Genomic DNA, 18,009 nt, shown 5'->3' on the forward strand with positions numbered 1-18,009 from the left:
AGGAGGGACAATCATGATTGAGACACCCATTCCCCAAGAATACTGGCTTGCGATACAGGCGAACAACGCTGCTTATGACGGTCAATTTTATTATGGCGTGACTACTACGAAGATTGTTTGTCGCCCTTCTTGTCGCTCACGCGTTCCTAAACGGGAGAACATTGCCATTTATAGGCAGCTTGAGACGGCTGTGCATGAGGGCTTTCGGCCATGCAAGCGCTGCAAGCCAAATGACTTAAAAACACCAGATGACGCTTGGATCGAAGCCATTTCCAGCTATATCAAAAACCATATAGATGAAAAATTAACGCTTGAACACCTAGGCCAATTGTTTAACGGTAGCCCCTATCATCTGCAGCGGATTTTCAAAAAAGGGGTGGGCATCAGCCCGCAAATCTATATTCGCAAGCTTAGAATGGAAAGAGCCAAAGCCTTGCTGCTGCAAACCGACCATTCGATTGCTTTAATCGGAAGAGAAGTTGGCATTCCGAATCAGCCGTACTTTACGACACTTTTTCAAAAAGAAACGGGACAATCACCTACAGCTTTCAGAAAGAAAGGAACGAGATGATGAACAGACGCTACAAACACAGTATTGACTCACCAGTGAGATTGCTTACGCTCACAAGCGATGGGACAAGCATTACCGGCTTATGGAACAGCGGGCAGAAATACGATGAGACCCCCTTTCTTGTGGACGCCGAACTCAATGAGCAGCTGCCCCTTTTTCAAGAAGCAACGGCTTGGCTGAAAAGCTATTTTAACGGGGAGAACCCTGAGCGGCATTTTGCGGTAAAACCTGAAGGCAGTGACTTCCGCAAAAAGGTGTGGGCGCATTTACTTTCCATTCCCCACGGAGAAACAACGACGTATGGCGCTATTGCTAAGCAGTTGAATACGGAGAATGGCAAGCCGATGTCTGCTCAGGCTGTAGGTGGAGCCGTTGGTCATAATCCAATATCGATCATTATTCCATGCCACCGCGTTGTTGGTGCGAGTGGTAGCTTAACCGGCTATGCAGGTGGAATTGAGGTAAAGAAGCAACTGCTTCAGCTGGAGAACGTCAATATGGTAACGTTTTTTGAGCCAAAGAGCTAAACTTAAGGGAATTTTTAGTTTATTATTTTTTCCAAGTATTGTATACTTATACCACTTTAGCAAAGAAAGGAGTGAGGTCGATGTATACCGTTTCCAATACGGATCTGGTTTCCAGCCTCTCTCGTGCAGGGAATTACATTGTATGGAAGGTTGGATTACTGATGAACTAAAATTTGATCAGTAATAGGCGCATCCCTGACCACGATCGTATGGATAGTACAAATACGAGGGGATGAAGAAGAAAAATGATGAAATTAAGTAATATGGAAAAATGGATGGACACGGTTGATTCAAACTGGAAAAGTCCGGCTGTCGAAGACATCGCAGCTCTTTGGGGCTATGATCAAGATTCGGTGTATTTTTTACGTGCAAGCGCGAACTTTATTGCCACATTTTTGCGAAAAAAAAAGAGGTATTACTTACGCTTTAATGATGCAAGTGAACGGTCTTTGTCGATGGTTGAAGCAGAGCTTAAGTTGATTCAGGCACCTGCTTTGTCACAGCTACCCATTGCCCAGCCTATCCCATCAAACAATGGAAAACTCATCGAGAACATTACGAATGATTTGGGAACGTTTTACGCAGTTGTATTTGAAGCCGCGACCGGGAAGCACAAGGAAGTAGATGCGCTAACCAAAGAGGAAATCCTACTTTGGGGAGCAGCGCTAGGGTCGCTTCACGCCCAACTGAAGCAGTTGCCGCACTCTTTTTACCATGGCCGCCCAAGTTGGAATGATCAGCTTAACCTTGTCGAAGAGTCATTGCCAAACAACGAAACCCACATTCGCCGTGAACTAACGCATGTACGTCACTGGGGAGAGCAATTAGAGGTTTCTCAGGAGACGTATGGGATGATTCATTATGATTTTGAACTGGATAATGTGCTCTTTCAAAATCAGTCTCTCGGAATGATTGATTTTGATGATGCTTCAGTTAACTGGTATGTCGCAGATCTTGTTTATGCGCTCCGAGATTTAGGGCCTTTTAACGAGCAGCACTCCGTTACAAAAACGTTTATCCGCGGGTATCAAAGCAAGACGTCACTCGATTTAACGCTGTTGAAAGAGGCGCCGATGTTCGAGCGTCTGCATACGCTTTGCTCCTATGCAAAATTGGAGCGTGCTTTAGACGTTGATATCGTGGAAACCAGTCCTGCCTGGCTTGTTCAGCTCCAGCAAAAGTTACTGGCTGTAAAGGAACGCTACAGGCAAGCGATTATTAAAGCTGCTGGGGATCTTCAGCTATAAAAACCAAAAACCCATCCGTTTAATAAACGGACGGGTTTTCTCTAAGCTTGTCTATTCTGGTTTCGTATGATTGCCTCGCTCTTGCTCATCGCGATCACGATTCTCTTTTGTTTTCTCTTGTTTTTCCGTATAGCTCCGCTGCTCGGACTCTTCATTACCTTCTGCTTCAGGGTTGGTGTGATCCCCTCGTTCCTGATCGTCACGATCGCGGTTCTCCATCGTTTCTTCTTGCGCTTCTGTATTGCTACGTTCTTCGCTTATCTTCTTATCTTCTCGCGCTTTGATATAATCGGACCTTTCTCCATGGCGAATTAAATCATAAATCGCCCGGCCATTGGTCGGCTGTCCATCAGGTAAATAGACCGGAATTAAATCAAACAACATAAAGTAAAAGCAATAAAAAATAAATGTGCTCCAGAAGATGTTGTTATCAAGCACGCCGTTTAACACGAGTGAATTAACCGTTACAGCGCTAACTCCCGTAGTTAGGATTGGTGAAAGATAAATAAAGCCATGCCATAAGCGATTACTCGGCTTTAATTCATCATACTCCATCCAGCTGTACATGAAAAAGTAGCGCCGCACTTCAATCGTCGGCAATTTAAACAAAGTCGGTCCACTGCCAATAATTAAATTTTTATTTGTGCCTTGTAAGATTGTTGCGGCTAAGTAATAGCCTGACTCGCGAATCACGGTCGTTAGGGGTAGAATAAACAAAGCGGCCATCAAGAGGCGAAACCAATCGGTTGGACTAAACACATCAAGCTCCTTTCTTTTTTTGTTCTTCTTATCTATTCGTACAATTGGTTACATTCTTTTATATATGACGGATATTCATTATTACAGCTGTGACCACTGTACGCAACTATAGACTTCAACTTTATTGAAATGTAAACACTCTGTTACATTGTGATAAAGAGCTCATTTTATTAACGCTTTGTTTTCCTGTATGATAAAGAGACTTATAGGTCGAAAGGAATGGAACTGCGCATGGCGTCAATAATTAACCACATACAGCTCAGCTACCATACGCTCAGCTCTACCGAAAAACGAATTGCTGATTATGTAACGATGCACACGGAAGAACTTGCCAACATTCATATTCGTGATCTTGCTGAGAAAAGCAATACCTCAATCGCAACCATTACCCGCTTTTGCAAAAAGCTCGGCGTTAAAAGCTTTGTTGATTTTAAAATTCTCTTACGCGATGAGCTCGTTAAAAATGATGCAAGCGATCATTTAATTGCTGAGATGGCGCATATGTACAAAGTCATTATTAACGGCAGCAATTCTCTTCTATCCGAGGCTCAAATCCATCAAGCCTGTGCACTTATTGAAAACGCCGAACGCATTGAAATTTATGGGATCGGCAGTTCTGCCCTTTCCGGTCAGGAACTGAAATTCCGCCTAATGCGCATGGGATTCCGTGTTGATGCCCATGCCGATTCACATACGATGTTAATGAATGCGTCTTTGCTTGGACCTGCTGACTTAGTCATTGCTATTTCCAATTCTGGTCATACGCAGGACATTATTGATGCTGCTGCGCTTGCAAAGGAAAACAAAGCGAAAATCATGCTGTTGACGAATCATGAATCGACGCCGCTTAGTAAGCTAGCTGACTTCTTATTGCTTAGCTACAGCCCAAAGCCGTTTTATAGTAAAGGTTTCTTAAATGCCCAATTATCGATTTTGCATATTCTCGATTTAATTAGCATGGTTCTGCTGAAAAAGAAAGAGCGAGAAGCCAGCCGTATTAAAACGCTTGATGCACTGAATCAATTAAAAAAATGAGGTCCATCTTAGAAAACAACCGACCCTCCGTAGAGTGTCGGCTGTTTCTTTAACGTAGTTGATCCACGAAGCTTTTTGTAATCTGCTGGGGACGCGTAATTGCTCCACCAACAACAACGCTGAATGCTCCAGCAGCGAGTGCGCCTTTTGCAAGCGCCGGTGTATCCATCTTTCCTTCTGCGATAACTGGTTTTTCTACGGCGGCAACCATTTCCTTTAATATGGAAAAATCGTTAGCTGCGGTAACTGCGCCTGTTGTATAGTCCGTGTAGCCGACAAGTGTTGTTGAAATACAGTCAAAACCGAGCACTTCTGCCTCTATCGCTTCCTCAACAGTAGAGACATCAGCCATTAGCGCTACATTCGGATACGTCGCTCTTATCGTGCGAACGAGCTCCGAAAGCGTCACTCCGTCCGGTCGCGCTTGCTTCGTTGCATCCATCGCAATCATGTCCGTTTTCACTTCCATTAACTCGTCAATTTCTTTCATTGTTGCCGTAATATACACCTTACTGTCAGGATAATCTCTTTTTACAATGCCGATCACAGGCAAATCCACGTTTGCTTTAATTTCTTGGATGTCTTGTTTGGAGTTTGCGCGGATTCCTGCAGCACCGCCTACCTTAGCTGCCACAGCCATTCGTCCCATAATATAAGAGGAATGAAGCGGTTCTGTTTCAAGCGCCTGGCAGGAAACAACGAGCTTTCCTTTTAATTTCAATAAGATGTTATGCATTTCATTTACTCTCCCATCAATTCATCAACTTCGTTTCGAATCACCGTTACTTCTGGCCCGTAAATAACCTGCACGCCGTTCCCATTTACGATAATTCCTTTTGCACCTGTTGCTTTTAATTTGTCTTTATCCACTTCGTCGCCGTTATACACACTCACGCGCAGGCGAGTCGCACAAGCATCAACGTCTTTAATATTAGTCTTTGCACCAAGTCCAGCGATGATTGCCTCCGCTCGCTCTGTCCCTTTAACGGTCACGTTAACCATTTCTTCGTCTTCACGTCCAGGTGTTTTAAAATTGAATTTCGTAATTAAAAAGCGGAAAACAAAGTAGTACAAGCAGAACCAAACAGCTCCAATAATCGGCACAATCATCCAGTTTGTTTTGTCATTGCCTTGCAGTACCCCAAATAGAATAAAATCAATAAACCCACCAGAAAACGTCTGTCCGATTGTGACTGAGAACATATGAGCTAACATAAAAGCTAAACCATCAAATACGGCATGAACCACATAGAGTAATGGCGCAATAAACAAGAATGAAAACTCTAATGGTTCCGTAATACCCGTTAAGAATGAGGTGAGTCCAGCCGAGAGCATCAATCCGCCGACTATTTTTTTGTTCTTTGGTTTAGCCGTATGATAAATCGCAAGCGCGGCACCGAGTAGACCGAACATCATTGTAATAAAGCGACCTGACATAAAGCGAGAGGTTCCTTCAAAGAACGTTTCTACTGTCGGATCAGCAAGCTGGGCGAAGAAAATACGCTGCGTTCCCTCAATTAAACTACCATCAACAACGAGCGACCCTCCGAGGCTAGTCGTCCAAAACGGAATATAGAAAATATGATGAAGGCCAAACGGTCCAAGTAATCGTAAAATCGTTCCGTAAATAAACGTACCAATATAGCCAGTTGCCTCAACGAGCCCACCTAAAGAGAAGATACCTGATTGAATAAAGGGCCACACATAAAAGAGCACAACCCCTAAAAGCATCGCTCCAAACGAACTGATGATTGGAATAAAGCGCGATCCGCCAAAGAATCCTAGAAAACGCGGTAGTTCAATTTTGTAATAGCGTGCATGCAGGATATAAACCAAAATACCAACAAGGACACCGCCAAATACACCTGTCTCCAGCGTTTGAATGCCGACACTCATGCCTTGTCCGGCATCTGATAGATTGTCCTCTGCCAACCTGCCTGTGATAACAAGCATCGCATTTATCGTTGCATTCATAACGAAGAAAGCAACCATTGCCGCTAGACCGACCGTTCCTTTGTCTGCTCTAGCTAGACCAACTGCTAGACCGACCGCAAATAAGAGCGGCAGATTAGCAAACACGATGTTACCAGCTGAACTCATTACGGTAAAGATCGCTTGCAAAAAGGCTTGATCTAGAAAAGGATACGCAATAATCGTATTTGGATTGCTTAAAGCGCCACCAATCCCTAACAACAACCCCGCAGCCGGTAAAACCGCAATTGGCAGCATAAATGATTTACCGAACCGCTGTGCCTGTTCAAAGAAAACGTTTTTCATAATATCCCCCTATAAGAAAACTGTTTTCATGATTATAACGAAACCGTTTTCCATTTTCAATAGGTGATTGATTTCCAAATCCATGAAAAAACGCCTTTCCTTTTGGAAAGACGTTGCGTTTCTATAAGCCTAACAGCGCTTTCCCTGCAAAAAACACAATCGGCACGAGCATAGCTGGAAGCAGGTTCATCGTTTTAAATTTTTTCAAGCCAAGAATACTCAGACCTGTACTTAAAATCAAAACCCCACCGATAATAGAGATTTCTGTCAAGATATCTGCCGTAATTGCCACTGCCGCAAAAGAAGCAAACAGGTAAATACTGCCCTGCCACACCAACAGAATAACGGCGGAAAAGGCGATGCTCAAGCCAAAGGTAGAAGCGAGCACGATGGAAGTGACTCCATCCAATATCGCATTCGAAAATAAGTAGGTATAGTTTTGATTTAGAGCAGCTTCAATTGGACCAACAATGGATAGCGTTCCAACACAGAACAATAAGATTGCTGTCGTTAAGCCTTCATTCGTATTCCCTTTTAAAACGAAGGACAACAGCTTATTAAATCGGTCTTCAAACCGCGTCCACTCACCTAGTAATCCACCAATTGCTAAGCTGACAATAAACAGGACCGGGTAATTGCTAGCAGGAAGATGCGTCGCAATCGCGCCAACACCTAAACCAACAACGGCTAATCCCATTGCCTGCATCAGAATTTCGTGATGCGCTTCTTTTAAGCCCCGTTTAAAAAAATGCCCAACTAAACTCCCAATAAGAATCGTTCCTACATTTACAAGTGTTCCAATCACAACGTCCCGTCCTTTTGTAATTCATATAACATAAGCATATCATTTGTAGAATTATCTGTGTTTGCAAATTAATGTCTGGGGAACAGAATAATGAATCAGTTAGTCTGTAAAGGAGGATTTTTATGGATGTTCTAACTCTCTTTATTATTCTAGCGGTCGGTGGTCCGTTAATTGGTCTCGGTTACGCCACGTACAAACACAAGAAATAAACAGGAAAAAAAGCACATACACTTGTATGTGCTTTTTTGATCACCTAGCCTAATGAGTCTCAGACAAATAAGTGAGAAAATAACCTCTCTTATTGTTTGATATGTAGGATGGAGAAGGTCTCCATCCTGTATAACTCATTGGTTTGGCATCTTTGTTTCTTCCAGAATCGTTTCAAGATGGCTGATTTGATCGTCAAGCATCTTGGTAAAACGAGATTCTTTCTCGGTTACCTTTTCCTTTAAATGTAAAAGAAATTGTAATTCCCGTCGAAACAATTCGCGCTCTAGGTGATCTATCAAGGATATCCCCTCACTTATTTCGTAATAAGATACCTAGATTTATTGAGTACCCTGCCCGTATTAATTGGAAACTTGTTTTCAACGTTTATTTAATTTATTTCAATTTAGAAGGGTCACTCCCACCACATGCTTAAGAAAAACAATGACCAGGCCATCCCGCTAAGAGTAGTGAATACGACCACCACTACAAGTGTACCCCAAAGGCTGTCACGCACTTCGTCTCGCGCTTTAAGCAGAATAAGCCAGATAAAAGTACGCAAATAGAGAAACGCGCTCATGATTGTTAACGCTAATAAGAGCCAGATTGAGGGGATCGCCGGAATGAGCTGAGTGACTTGCATTGAAATCCATGGTCCTGTTAACGCTACTAACGTCGCGAGAATAATGAGCGTACTCAGCATGGTTATTTTTTGAGTCACTCGACAGCCTCCTCTCAACAACCAAACCCTCCTTACATTTTAGCATTTATCAGGACCTTACACAAAAAAAAGACTGCATCACGCAGTCGCTCTTCCTAATTCTGAAAATGAATTGCCTGCTCTTGAGAGACAGGGTACTGAATCAGTTCCTCACCGGTTAAATCTTCTTCCAACAGCTTCACTGCGCTAATTTGGTTATTCGCATAGGGGTGATAATAATAGATGAGTGAGTTCGCGCACATCGCCGCACTATAGAGGGTATACGACGGGCTTCCCTCTTCTATATCGGCACCTCGTGCGACAGTGCAGTAATCAAGCACCTTCATTGTGTTCTGTAGTCCGTCAAGCTCCGTCACCGCTTCATCTATATGATTCCGAAGAAAGGCTGCCCGAACAAATCGTGACGGGGATGAATAATCTCCTGGTATGCCGAAATTACCGCTAATCATTTCAGGTGACCGAACCAAGTGGTAATTACCCCAGACCACATCCTCTTCCGATTGGATTGTTGTTAATGACGTATATTGATTTAAATTAATCAAGTGCCAGCGAAAGTCTGGGCTGTTAGAAAAAGCTCCAACAGGGTTGTTAAACACCCTCAAACCATCCTTCGTATTTTCAATCACAATCGTCTTGCCTGCACGGTCGCTAAAAATCCAGTGGATCGGTGGCGGTCCTTCCGTCAATTCCAAATCCACAGCCAACAGATTAAGATTGCCTAAATCCTGCACGAGCTCATCCGTTGTTCTGTAATGAGTTAGGGCAAATAGCAGATAATGAATAGCAGCAAGATTTAATTGATTACGCCTTTTTTGCGTTGGAAACTCAGCAAACCCCTCTAAATAATGGATCACACCCATTAAGCCATGCTCATTCATTCCGTCAAACAAACCAAAAATGCCTTCTGTCTCGATGCCCATACCTACAGCACCATACCTGCCCGTTATATAGCGATTCTCTTGAGCATTTACCCATCGATACTTGCTAGGGATCACGTAGACGGAGTAATCACTCGGCAAATCATAAAAATCAAAATTTCGTGCTAAGAAATGCTCGCCTTCCTTTGTATTGACTGTAATTGAGGTACACATCTTATTCGCCACCTTTCTATACATTGTAACGATACAGTATATGGTGCTCATAGTAAGGTATACCTTTGAGACTTTCTTTTACAACTTCGCTCACTCTTTAGCTGGCTCACTGCTCTCTCTTTCTTCATTCTTATGTTTTGAATCATCAAACTGGAGAAGATTCAGTAAGTTCACTTCCGAATGCAGGTGATGTATATGCTCTAATACATTAAGGCTACCGGTGGAAATGAGTTGTTGATAGAGGTTGATTTTCTCTTCTAGTTCTTTTAGTTTCACGACATAGGCGAGTTCGTTCTCACGGCATCTCTGTACAAACGCTTCGCTTTCTTCATTCGGATCATGTATTAACGCATCAACTGCTGCTAAGATGTGCTCAGGCATCCCCCATGAAGCCAGTTCACCTCGAGAAAAGTGACCAATTCGAAACGAATCCATGAGCAGAGCGACAATTTTCTGCTCGGTATCCTCTAGCTGATGCATCACTTGCAGCAAATATAAAATATAGGGACAGCCCTTTAAATCCGTTTGACCTTGATGAGCAATATTGGCAATGAGAAGCGCTCTTTCCATTAAATTCGAAACCATGTGATTCATCATATGATCCTCCCTTTTCCTACCTCTATATTTATGTCATTACCACTTCTATATCGGTACTTTCTTTAAGCTCTTCCAGATTTGGATGTGAGTTAACAAGGTGCGCTCTGTTTGTAAAGGGAGAAAACAGAGAAAAGGCAACCAGCGCTTCATGCTGGTTGCCTTTCAACAGGTCCGCTTGTCATCTACGAAGCTGTTCCTTTATCATTTATTTTTAGACTGCCATAGTCCGCCTGAACCCGTTGTAAAACCACCTGCTTGATAGAAATTTGTTTTGTTTTCTTCATACGATACCGTCACAATTTCCAAACCAACCCGCTCTGCTTCCGTCAATAATGTCCTTACCACCATCACGCCGATCCCCTTTTTCTGGAATTGCGGATGGACAATAATATCTTCCATGTACCCGTGCTCTAAGCCCATCCCACAAATATAGCCAAAGGCAATAAGCTGGTCGCTTTCATTCCTCACACCTGCCCAGAAGTTGCAACGCTCGAATAAGGCTGGATAATCCTGATCACGCCTGCCCCAGCCAACTTGTTCTCTTAAATTAGGAACCTCGTGATTTGCTAATGAAAGATTTATAATTGGCGTATAGTTCATTGGTTAGTCAGTCCTTTCTTTTTCTTTGGTCGATCACCTTTATTTACCTTTCACATAAAACGATGCCACAAATAAAACAACACTCTGCATGCTAAGGTAGATTGGAATTAATCTTTCGCTAATGCTCGCTTGATAGTTATTTGAGTCAAATCCAGAAGAATCCTCAATCGTGATAGTTAACGGAAAATTTGTTGCGATACTAAGCAAGAAAAAACAAAGCAGGGCCGTGCATAATGACACAAATCCGGCAAGCAACAGGGCTGATTTCATGGGTGGGCCTCCATTTATTAAGATGTACGCTACTTACTCAAATACGATAAAGATTTATTAATAACATACCTCTTCTCTAAAGGATTCTTTCTCACCTCAACGAATAAGCTAGTAATCAATGCATCATCTATCTTACGCCCCATATCCAAATCCGTTTCACGAGTGCTTTACCAAAGGAGTGAGCCTGATGAAACTGGCGCCAATTAGCAGTAGCTTTCTTGTCACTGTGATCTTATTTAATTTATTGCCCTCGCCTGTTCCCTTTGCCCGTGAAACATTCGGATCAAATTAGCCAGTTGGCTATCTCTTTATCTATTTCGTAGGATTTCTTTATTATCTAGTAATCCTGGGATTAGGCCAACTATACATAAAGTTCATGAGGCCGATCCGAAGCGAGAAATAAGCGTTGATTCTGTTTTTCTTTTCGCATAAACTCAAATTGACAGCTCTACCTTAGAAGGGCTACGATGCTTATAGATACATATTCACCTTAGTGAAAGCGGTTTAGGAAAAGAGGATTACAATGGCGAGCCATCATAAGATCGAACACTATGTTCATTCACAGAAAAATCAGCAAGAGCTCTACAAACGCACGCTAATCATCGTCAGCCTCTCGCAAGTATTTGGTGGGGCTGGACTGGCTGCGGGAATTACGGTCGGTGCCCTGCTCGCTCAAGAGATGCTTGGCTCAAACGCCTATGCTGGACTCCCGGCCGCTTTGTTTACCCTTGGCTCTGCTGCTTCAGCCTTTCTAGTCGGGCGCTTGTCACAGCGGTATGGACGCAGAATCGGCTTGTTTTCAGGCTTTTTTACCGGGGGCATTGGCGCCTTTGGCGTCGTCTTCGCTGCTGTGTTCGACAATCTCTTTCTTTTATTTGCGGCTTTGTTTGTCTACGGCGCGGGGACCGCGACGAACTTACAGGCTCGCTATGCCGGAACGGATTTAGCCTCGGATAAGCAGCGGGCAACAGCCGTGAGCTTGGCGATGGTCTCGACGACGTTTGGAGCCGTTGCAGGTCCGAACCTCGTTGATGTGATGGGGCAGTTTGCGCTCTCAATCGGTGTTCCTGCGCTTGCTGGACCGTTTTTACTGGCGGGAACGGCGTTTTTATCGGCGGGTTTGGTGCTGTTTTTAGCGCTTCGTCCTGATCCATTTTTAGTGGCAAAAGCGATTGCGCATCATCAACAGCAAACAAGACAAACGCCACCCAACTCTAATGCGACAACAGGCTTACCAAAGGGCGTTCTCGTTGGCGCGCTCATCATGGTTCTGACGCAGCTCGTGATGGTCGCGGTGATGACGATGACACCCATTCATATGGCTCATCACGGTCACTCGCTCCAAGCAATAGGCCTTGTCATCGGCGTTCATGTTGGCGCCATGTACCTGCCTTCTTTATTTACAGGTATGTTGGTCGATCGTTACGGCCGAGTACCAATGGCTGTAGGCGCCGGAATTACATTGCTTCTTGCCGGACTAATCGGGGCAATTGGCTCAGGCGAAAGCATGCCGCTCTTGCTCATTGCCCTCGCTCTGCTCGGTCTCGGTTGGAATCTAGGCTTAATTAGCGGAACAACACTGCTTGTTGATCATACAGATGCGTCCAATCGCGCAAAAATGCAAGGAGCGGTTGACGTATACATTGCCCTTGCCGGTGCTTCCGGCGGGGCGATGTCCGGGATGATTGTCGCTGGTACAAGCTACACAGCGCTGTCGCTACTTGGCGGGTTCGTCTCACTCTTAGTCCTGCCGCTTTTATACTGGTACCGCAAACCATCAGCTCGTTCATCCTGAAAGGAAAGATGCCCCATGTTCCCAATGATAATCCAAGCGCCAATGGCTGGCGGCGCGACAACACCAGAGCTCGTTCACGCTGTTTCAACAGCTGGAGGACTTGGGTTTCTCGCTGCCGGCTACTTGTCTAGCGCGCAGCTAGAAGAACAGATTTCAAAAACGAAAGCCCTTGGAACGAACTCATTTGGCGTCAATCTATTTGTCCCAAATGAACAATCCAAGCTTGATGAAGAAGTAAAAACGTATGAACGGACCATGCAGGAGCTCGCCGAACAGCTCGGGACAGAAGCCGGAATCCCTAGATACTCCGACGATGAGTGGGACGAGAAAATTCGCTTCTTGCTCACGCTCGACATTGCGTACGTCTCCTTTACGTTCGGCTGTCCTTCAAAGGAAACAATTGAGCTCTTTCAACAAAAGCAGACAAAGACAATTGTAACGGTGACAACGCTTGTCGAAGCGCAATTTGCGATTAAACAAGGTGCAGATGGTCTCTGCGTCCAGGGACTTGAGGCTGGCGGACATCGTGGTTCGTTTGAAGCAAACCAGGCACGCGCAACGCAAAAGCCGCTGCGTGAACTATTGAGTGAGATTCGCGAAGTGAGCGAGCTTCCACTCATTGCCTCAGGCGGTATTATGGACGGACGTGAGATAAAGGAACTCATCGCACTCGGAGCAGCAGCTGTTCAGCTCGGCACCGCCTTTCTTTGTTGCCCTGAAAGTGGCGCGTCTCCACTACATAAGGAATCTCTCCAGAACGGCTCGTTCACTGAAACAGCGCTAACTCATGCCTACACCGGTCGTCCCGCACGAGGGCTGGCTAACTCATTCATGCAGGAGCACGAAGATGCACCACCGGCATATCCCGAGCTCCATTACTTAACTCAGCCGATTCGAAAAAAAGCCGTTCAGGACAGAGATACGCATGTCGCGGCGATGTGGGCAGGCGTCAATTTTTCCCACGTGCGCGTGATGTCAGCCGGTGATTTGGTGAAGCTACTTTATCAAGAAGCACAGGAGTAGAAAGGGAGGAAAGGGTATGACAGAGGATTGCTTTATTTGTCAGGTACATGCCAATCACGTCCGGGACAGCACAACGATACTAGCTTGGGATGTACAGATAATTGAGCAAGCAGCTGAACCAAGCAATTCTTTTGAAGAAGAGGTGAACAGTCATTGTTAAACGATCAAGTACGACAGTGGACTGCCTCCAAAGTCGGTGCATTAACAGAAATTAATCTGCTTGATGAACAAGGCTGTACTTCTCAAGTGCAGAAAATCAGTACAGCTTCAGGCTGCTACATTTTAAAAAGCGCGACGAAGGAAAAATACCGCGCCTGGCTCAAAACGGAGGCGGAGGTACTGGAGCGATTAGCCAATCACTCGATTCCGGTGCCCCGTTATTTCGGCTTTTATGAAGACGAGGATGCCAGTTACCTGTTGATGTCGTTTGAAGAAGGGATGACCTTGACGAGCGCCTTAAAGCAGGCAGCTTCGGATGGAGAAAAACAAGACTTGATGCGCAGTTTTGGGCAGCTCTTGCATGATCTTCATACGCTGCCCGCGCCTGCACCAACACGGGACTGGCTCACGCAGCAGCTGGAGCTGTCCGCTTATTATTTGCAACAAGGCGAAGCGGATGGGAACGCGCAGCTACTGGAAAAGCTGAATAACCACAAACCTTCACAAATCGATCAGACTTGGATACATGGCGATTGCACACCGGATAACGTTCTCGTCCAAGCCGGAAAAGTCACTCTCTTTATTGACGTTGCAGCAATGACGGTCGGCGATCCGCGCCACGACGTTGCTCTCGCCCTCCGTCGTTGCTTCCAAAACGACGTACTTAAAACAGCATTTTATCAAGGTTACGGCAGGCAGACCATTACGGATGATGAGTTTCGTTACTTTCATGACGGGCTGTATGAGTTTTTTTAATCAAGCGTTTCTTCTGTCCGATGGAGGGTATGGACTACCATAGGTTTCTAAAAAAGGAGGAAAAGCATGAATGCAAAAGACGTCATCTTAACGCAGTTAGGCGCCGTTCATGACCAGAGCGGTTGGTTCGTTTCGCTCAAAGCCGCATTAAGCGATATTAGCGAAGAAGAGGCTACACGGCAGACTAAAGACGATTCGAATTCGATTGAAGGTATTGTGCATCACTTGATCTATTACAATGAGCGCTACCTCCATCGCGTAACAGGGGTTAGCAATAAGGACTACAACATCGATTCAATTGCTGAGACGTTCGCTAACCTTGAAAATCGATCTTGGTCAGAGGCCGTCCAAAAGCTTGATCAGCTAATGAACAAATGGAAGCAGATTGTTGCTGAGTTCGATTCAGACACATTTGAGAAGTACGTACCTGACCTTACACATCTCACGATTCATAACGCCTATCACATTGGTCAAATGGTTGAAATTCGGAAGCAACAAGGGTCTTGGGATGCTCGCTTTGGTATTCGTTAAGCAGGTATGAACCAATGCCTTGCTTGCTGCCGCGGTAGTTGGATGCTAAGCATTCTCGTTCGTCTTGTTCTTGAAGGAAATTATTCAATTTTAGACGACTAGCCTTCTTTAGTCGGCTCGACAGTAGGCACTTTTGTGGTTAGGGCATTCTTGTTGCCAATCATTAATCGACAGCTAGCAAAAAAAATTATTTTCCTCTGAAAGAAAGAGGTTTAACAAAAGCGGCATGCAGGTATAATATGACTAACCCTATCCCCTTTAAGACCTTTGTGAATGTACCTACCCCCAATAGGTACATTTTTTTCGTTTTAAAAACGGTTGTATCAAAAAAAGCAACCACACTGGTTGCTTTTTTACCTAGACTTACGAAAATCATCATCCAAAGCCATCTTTAAGCTTGAATATACTTTGGCATGCACCTTGATACCAAGTGATACCATCGTTTGCGCTACCTCAGGACGGACGCCACTTAAGGCCACTTCAATTCCAATTAGGCGCAAGCTGTCCATTACGCTCAACAACTGCCCCGCTACCATTGTATCAATGACGCTAACCCCGGATACGTCAAGAATTAATCGATTTAAACCTAGTGCCGACCCTTTTTCAAGTGCATTTGACGACAAAAATTGCGCTCGATTGGTATCAATCTCACCAATTAACGGAATCAGACCCGTCGTTTCAGTCAACTGAACAACGGGAACAGTTAACTCGTCTATTGCGTATTTGGCTGCCTCGATGCTCCGGTGAAAATCTTTCATGTAGCTTTTTCCAATGACGTCCACAGCGTGATCCATCGCTTCATGAAACCTTGTTAGAATATCAAAGAACGAATCGAGCGATAATTCTTGGCTATCCGCTTCAGACCTTATGATTTTTCCTATCGTGTGGCGGTAGTATGAGATTTCTTCAAGTGCGACGTTTAGCGGCAGCTGAAGTTCGACGAGCTGACCAGCAACATTCATCCCCCACTGCTCAACAGCTATTTTCGTTTCCTCTATACTGTCCGTCATCGTTTCTGCATAAAGTTCAATTAACTTTACGCGCCAAGATTCGAGTTTGACCAGCTGTGTACTATCGCTAATTGATTCATGTTGAGGCGGCATTTTTGCCAATTGATCTTTCTTACTTAGTATTTCTTCACGGATTGGTTGAAGAATATGCATGTCATTAGTCATTTGGTTCTCCTTTTATGTGCAATTCATAAATGGTTATAATTTATGTATGTATGAATAGTATCTTCTCAAATACCCGATTTCATTAATCATTAAACCAGTAATTTAACATAAAAAAGTTTATTCCAACAAGCTCTTTTCAAGCTGTTGGAATAAACGGTTTTATTAGTGGTTGAGGCGGCGCAATCTAAATCTGTGAACAAGCGATAATCCGAAAGCACCCGCAGCTAATGTCAAGCCACCTGCTGCATAAAGCAAGTTATTGCTGGCTGTGTCAGGAAGCTCGCCACCGCTACCGCCGTCAATTACTTCTGCGTTGTCTTTCACTTCATCTGGAACGACGATTGGATCGACATTATTAAAATTCATAATCGTCTGTTCCATTGAGATATCCATTTCGACGCTTTCTTCCCCATCGTCTATCATCATCGTCATATGCATTGACATCGCTGTCATGTAGTGAGTATCTTGTGAGATTGTCATATCGTAGTCAAGGTTGCTGATTTCAAACCCTTCCAGCATCGCTTCGCCTTCCATCTCTTCGCCCATCATCTCACCAAGCATATCGTTAATTATTTCATTAAGTTCTTCTCCATCACCCTCATACGTGAGGATATAAGCATCGCCTTCTTCACTGACGCTCATGTGCTCACCAAGCATCTCTGCTTGTTCCTGAGTTGCAGTAGCCTGAAGCAAGCTCATCATTTCTTCACTGCTTAGCTCTTCAAACAAGTACCACTCACCATCAGGTCCTTGCTCATACATGCCCTCTTCCGTCCAGTAAAGCGTTGTTTCCACATCACCGTCCGGCGTGCTCATCATCGTCACTTGATGCATTGCAAATGGGTTAAGCGTTACGTCTTCTTTTGTATCAATTGAGATTGTCACAGATTCTCCCGACATCGGATCAGGCATCGTCATTTCCATCATTGTTTCACTTGAATAACTATCTAATCCAAGCATCGCTTCATTCGATTTCTGAATAATATCGGCAGCGCTTTCATCATTAGCGAGCGCGTTCCCCGTTAGCGATAAGACAAAGAAACCAGCAACTGTTGCAGACGTCCATTTTTTCATATGTACAACTCCTAAAGGTATGTTTTTTAGGATAAACAGAATTTGTCTCCGCTGCACTCACTTGTTGTAAAAAACTGTTAACCTTACTTTACAGATACCCGTCATATGAGTTGTAAAACATGATTATGCAAACTTTTTTAGATTTTGAGAGAATTAGTTCATTAGTCCTCTGTTAAAGAAAGAGCGAAAGTCACACGAATTCTGCCGATAACCTCATTCTCATTAAGAGATGAAGGCCAGTACGTATCAACGATATATATCCGCTCATCGGATGTCGGAGCCCCGACGCCGAATTCATTGACCACAAATTGATTGCCTCCAATGTCGTGGTATTGAGTTGAACTAGATCCGTCATTTACAATCATCGCGTGAATGGGTTCCTGCTCGAGCAAATCAATCTCCTCATCATTCACTTGAATCGTTACAACAGACTCACTTGATGCCGAGCCTGCAGTAAGCCCTTCAGCCTCTTCCTGTGCATTGATTGCATCAGGTTCGCTTTGATCACAGTCATTCCAGCACATCATATGAGCGTTCGTACTCACTTCTTCTTCATCTACATAGACACTTATTGAAGGAATTTCATCTAAACGATCTGCATCATTATCATCGCTTGAACAAGCAGCCAACACGAATATGAACATACCTATTATGAGATACCCTTTTTTAATCATCTTCACGAGCCTCCTTGACAAGAATTTTTCTAACAAAAAAATAGATCATTTCCTTCCTATACTAGAAAAAGAAATAAGTCACCGTAAAATAAGTAATAATACCAAGACAGAAAGA

22 protein-coding genes are annotated in these 18,009 nt (G+C 44.1%); 9 read left to right on the forward strand and 13 right to left on the reverse strand.

Annotated elements, in window-relative coordinates; translation table 11 throughout:
* Positions 1 to 13: 13 nt before the first annotated feature.
* From JOC54_RS14975 to JOC54_RS14985, 3 genes are all read left to right on the forward strand, one after another.
* The gene (locus tag JOC54_RS14975; protein ID WP_204467042.1) at positions 14 to 571 is read left to right on the forward strand and encodes a bifunctional transcriptional activator/DNA repair enzyme AdaA; all 558 of its coding nucleotides are present in this window, start codon (positions 14 to 16) and stop codon (positions 569 to 571) included.
* Entirely contained in the window at positions 571 to 1,098 is a 528-nt protein-coding gene (locus tag JOC54_RS14980; RefSeq protein WP_204467044.1) for a methylated-DNA--[protein]-cysteine S-methyltransferase, read from the forward strand. The genes JOC54_RS14975 and JOC54_RS14980 overlap by 1 nt, the downstream gene beginning before the upstream one ends.
* A gap of 245 nt (positions 1,099 to 1,343) precedes the next feature.
* On the forward strand, positions 1,344 to 2,345 hold the full coding sequence (locus JOC54_RS14985) for a phosphotransferase enzyme family protein (RefSeq protein ID WP_204467047.1): 1,002 nt from the start codon (positions 1,344 to 1,346) through the stop codon (positions 2,343 to 2,345).
* Positions 2,346 to 2,396: 51 nt separating this feature from the next.
* On the opposite strand, the gene JOC54_RS14990 is transcribed toward JOC54_RS14985, so the two are convergent.
* Positions 2,397 to 3,104: a hypothetical protein gene (locus JOC54_RS14990; protein WP_204467049.1), complete on the reverse strand. Its 708-nt coding sequence runs from the start codon at positions 3,102 to 3,104 to the stop codon at positions 2,397 to 2,399.
* 219 nt (positions 3,105 to 3,323) lie between these two features.
* On the opposite strand from JOC54_RS14990, the gene JOC54_RS14995 reads away from it, so the two are divergent.
* The gene (locus JOC54_RS14995; RefSeq protein ID WP_239586752.1) at positions 3,324 to 4,139 is read left to right on the forward strand and encodes a MurR/RpiR family transcriptional regulator; all 816 of its coding nucleotides are present in this window, start codon (positions 3,324 to 3,326) and stop codon (positions 4,137 to 4,139) included.
* A 49-nt stretch (positions 4,140 to 4,188) separates the two neighbouring features.
* Here JOC54_RS14995 and JOC54_RS15000 read toward each other — a convergent pair whose 3' ends face one another.
* The 9 genes from JOC54_RS15000 to JOC54_RS15040 all read right to left on the reverse strand — a co-directional run bounded on the left by JOC54_RS15000 (position 4,189) and on the right by JOC54_RS15040 (position 10,707).
* Positions 4,189 to 4,875 (reverse strand): N-acetylmannosamine-6-phosphate 2-epimerase, encoded by a 687-nt coding sequence (locus JOC54_RS15000; protein WP_204467052.1) that lies wholly within the window; start codon positions 4,873 to 4,875, stop codon positions 4,189 to 4,191.
* Positions 4,876 to 4,880: 5 nt separating this feature from the next.
* A complete protein-coding gene (locus JOC54_RS15005; RefSeq protein WP_204467055.1) occupies positions 4,881 to 6,416 on the reverse strand; it encodes a PTS transporter subunit EIIC in 1,536 nt (511 codons plus the stop codon).
* 121 nt (positions 6,417 to 6,537) lie between these two features.
* Entirely contained in the window at positions 6,538 to 7,221 is a 684-nt protein-coding gene (locus JOC54_RS15010; protein ID WP_204467057.1) for a DUF554 domain-containing protein, read from the reverse strand.
* Between the two features lie 344 nt (positions 7,222 to 7,565).
* A complete protein-coding gene (locus JOC54_RS15015; RefSeq protein WP_204467059.1) occupies positions 7,566 to 7,730 on the reverse strand; it encodes a hypothetical protein in 165 nt (54 codons plus the stop codon).
* 113 nt (positions 7,731 to 7,843) lie between these two features.
* The gene (locus JOC54_RS15020; protein ID WP_204467062.1) at positions 7,844 to 8,149 is read right to left on the reverse strand and encodes a hypothetical protein; all 306 of its coding nucleotides are present in this window, start codon (positions 8,147 to 8,149) and stop codon (positions 7,844 to 7,846) included.
* Positions 8,150 to 8,244: 95 nt separating this feature from the next.
* Positions 8,245 to 9,240, reverse strand: coding sequence for a choloylglycine hydrolase family protein (locus JOC54_RS15025; protein WP_204467065.1), 996 nt, complete (start codon positions 9,238 to 9,240; stop codon positions 8,245 to 8,247).
* A gap of 90 nt (positions 9,241 to 9,330) precedes the next feature.
* The gene (locus JOC54_RS15030) at positions 9,331 to 9,834 is read right to left on the reverse strand and encodes a hypothetical protein (RefSeq protein ID WP_204467067.1); all 504 of its coding nucleotides are present in this window, start codon (positions 9,832 to 9,834) and stop codon (positions 9,331 to 9,333) included.
* Between the two features lie 204 nt (positions 9,835 to 10,038).
* Positions 10,039 to 10,437, reverse strand: coding sequence for a GNAT family N-acetyltransferase (locus tag JOC54_RS15035; protein WP_204467070.1), 399 nt, complete (start codon positions 10,435 to 10,437; stop codon positions 10,039 to 10,041).
* Between the two features lie 39 nt (positions 10,438 to 10,476).
* Positions 10,477 to 10,707 carry a hypothetical protein gene (locus JOC54_RS15040; RefSeq protein WP_204467072.1) on the reverse strand — a complete coding sequence of 77 codons (231 nt, stop codon included), beginning with the start codon at positions 10,705 to 10,707 and terminating at the stop codon, positions 10,477 to 10,479.
* Positions 10,708 to 11,230: 523 nt separating this feature from the next.
* Between JOC54_RS15040 and JOC54_RS15045 the strand changes: the two genes are divergently transcribed.
* The 5 genes from JOC54_RS15045 to JOC54_RS15065 all read left to right on the forward strand — a co-directional run bounded on the left by JOC54_RS15045 (position 11,231) and on the right by JOC54_RS15065 (position 14,971).
* Positions 11,231 to 12,502 (forward strand): MFS transporter, encoded by a 1,272-nt coding sequence (locus JOC54_RS15045; RefSeq protein WP_204467074.1) that lies wholly within the window; start codon positions 11,231 to 11,233, stop codon positions 12,500 to 12,502.
* Positions 12,503 to 12,517: 15 nt separating this feature from the next.
* On the forward strand, positions 12,518 to 13,525 hold the full coding sequence (locus JOC54_RS15050; protein WP_204467076.1) for an NAD(P)H-dependent flavin oxidoreductase: 1,008 nt from the start codon (positions 12,518 to 12,520) through the stop codon (positions 13,523 to 13,525).
* A 16-nt stretch (positions 13,526 to 13,541) separates the two neighbouring features.
* Positions 13,542 to 13,685, forward strand: coding sequence for a hypothetical protein (locus JOC54_RS15055; RefSeq protein ID WP_204467078.1), 144 nt, complete (start codon positions 13,542 to 13,544; stop codon positions 13,683 to 13,685).
* Complete coding sequence (locus tag JOC54_RS15060) at positions 13,679 to 14,440, forward strand: phosphotransferase family protein (protein WP_204467081.1); 762 nt, start codon at positions 13,679 to 13,681, stop codon at positions 14,438 to 14,440. Before JOC54_RS15055 ends, JOC54_RS15060 begins: the two co-directional genes overlap by 7 nt.
* Before the next feature lie 66 nt (positions 14,441 to 14,506).
* Complete coding sequence (locus JOC54_RS15065) at positions 14,507 to 14,971, forward strand: DinB family protein (RefSeq protein WP_204467083.1); 465 nt, start codon at positions 14,507 to 14,509, stop codon at positions 14,969 to 14,971.
* Between the two features lie 353 nt (positions 14,972 to 15,324).
* On the opposite strand, the gene JOC54_RS15070 is transcribed toward JOC54_RS15065, so the two are convergent.
* From JOC54_RS15070 to JOC54_RS15080, 3 genes are all read right to left on the reverse strand, one after another.
* Positions 15,325 to 16,146, reverse strand: coding sequence for an STAS domain-containing protein (locus JOC54_RS15070; protein WP_204467085.1), 822 nt, complete (start codon positions 16,144 to 16,146; stop codon positions 15,325 to 15,327).
* A gap of 162 nt (positions 16,147 to 16,308) precedes the next feature.
* Positions 16,309 to 17,220 carry a DUF6612 family protein gene (locus tag JOC54_RS15075; RefSeq protein WP_204467087.1) on the reverse strand — a complete coding sequence of 304 codons (912 nt, stop codon included), beginning with the start codon at positions 17,218 to 17,220 and terminating at the stop codon, positions 16,309 to 16,311.
* Between the two features lie 161 nt (positions 17,221 to 17,381).
* Positions 17,382 to 17,894 (reverse strand): hypothetical protein, encoded by a 513-nt coding sequence (locus JOC54_RS15080; protein ID WP_204467090.1) that lies wholly within the window; start codon positions 17,892 to 17,894, stop codon positions 17,382 to 17,384.
* Between the last annotated feature and the right edge of the window lie 115 nt (positions 17,895 to 18,009).

This window comes from Shouchella xiaoxiensis (assembly GCF_016907895.1).
GTDB lineage: Bacteria > Bacillota > Bacilli > Bacillales > Bacillaceae_D > Shouchella > Shouchella xiaoxiensis.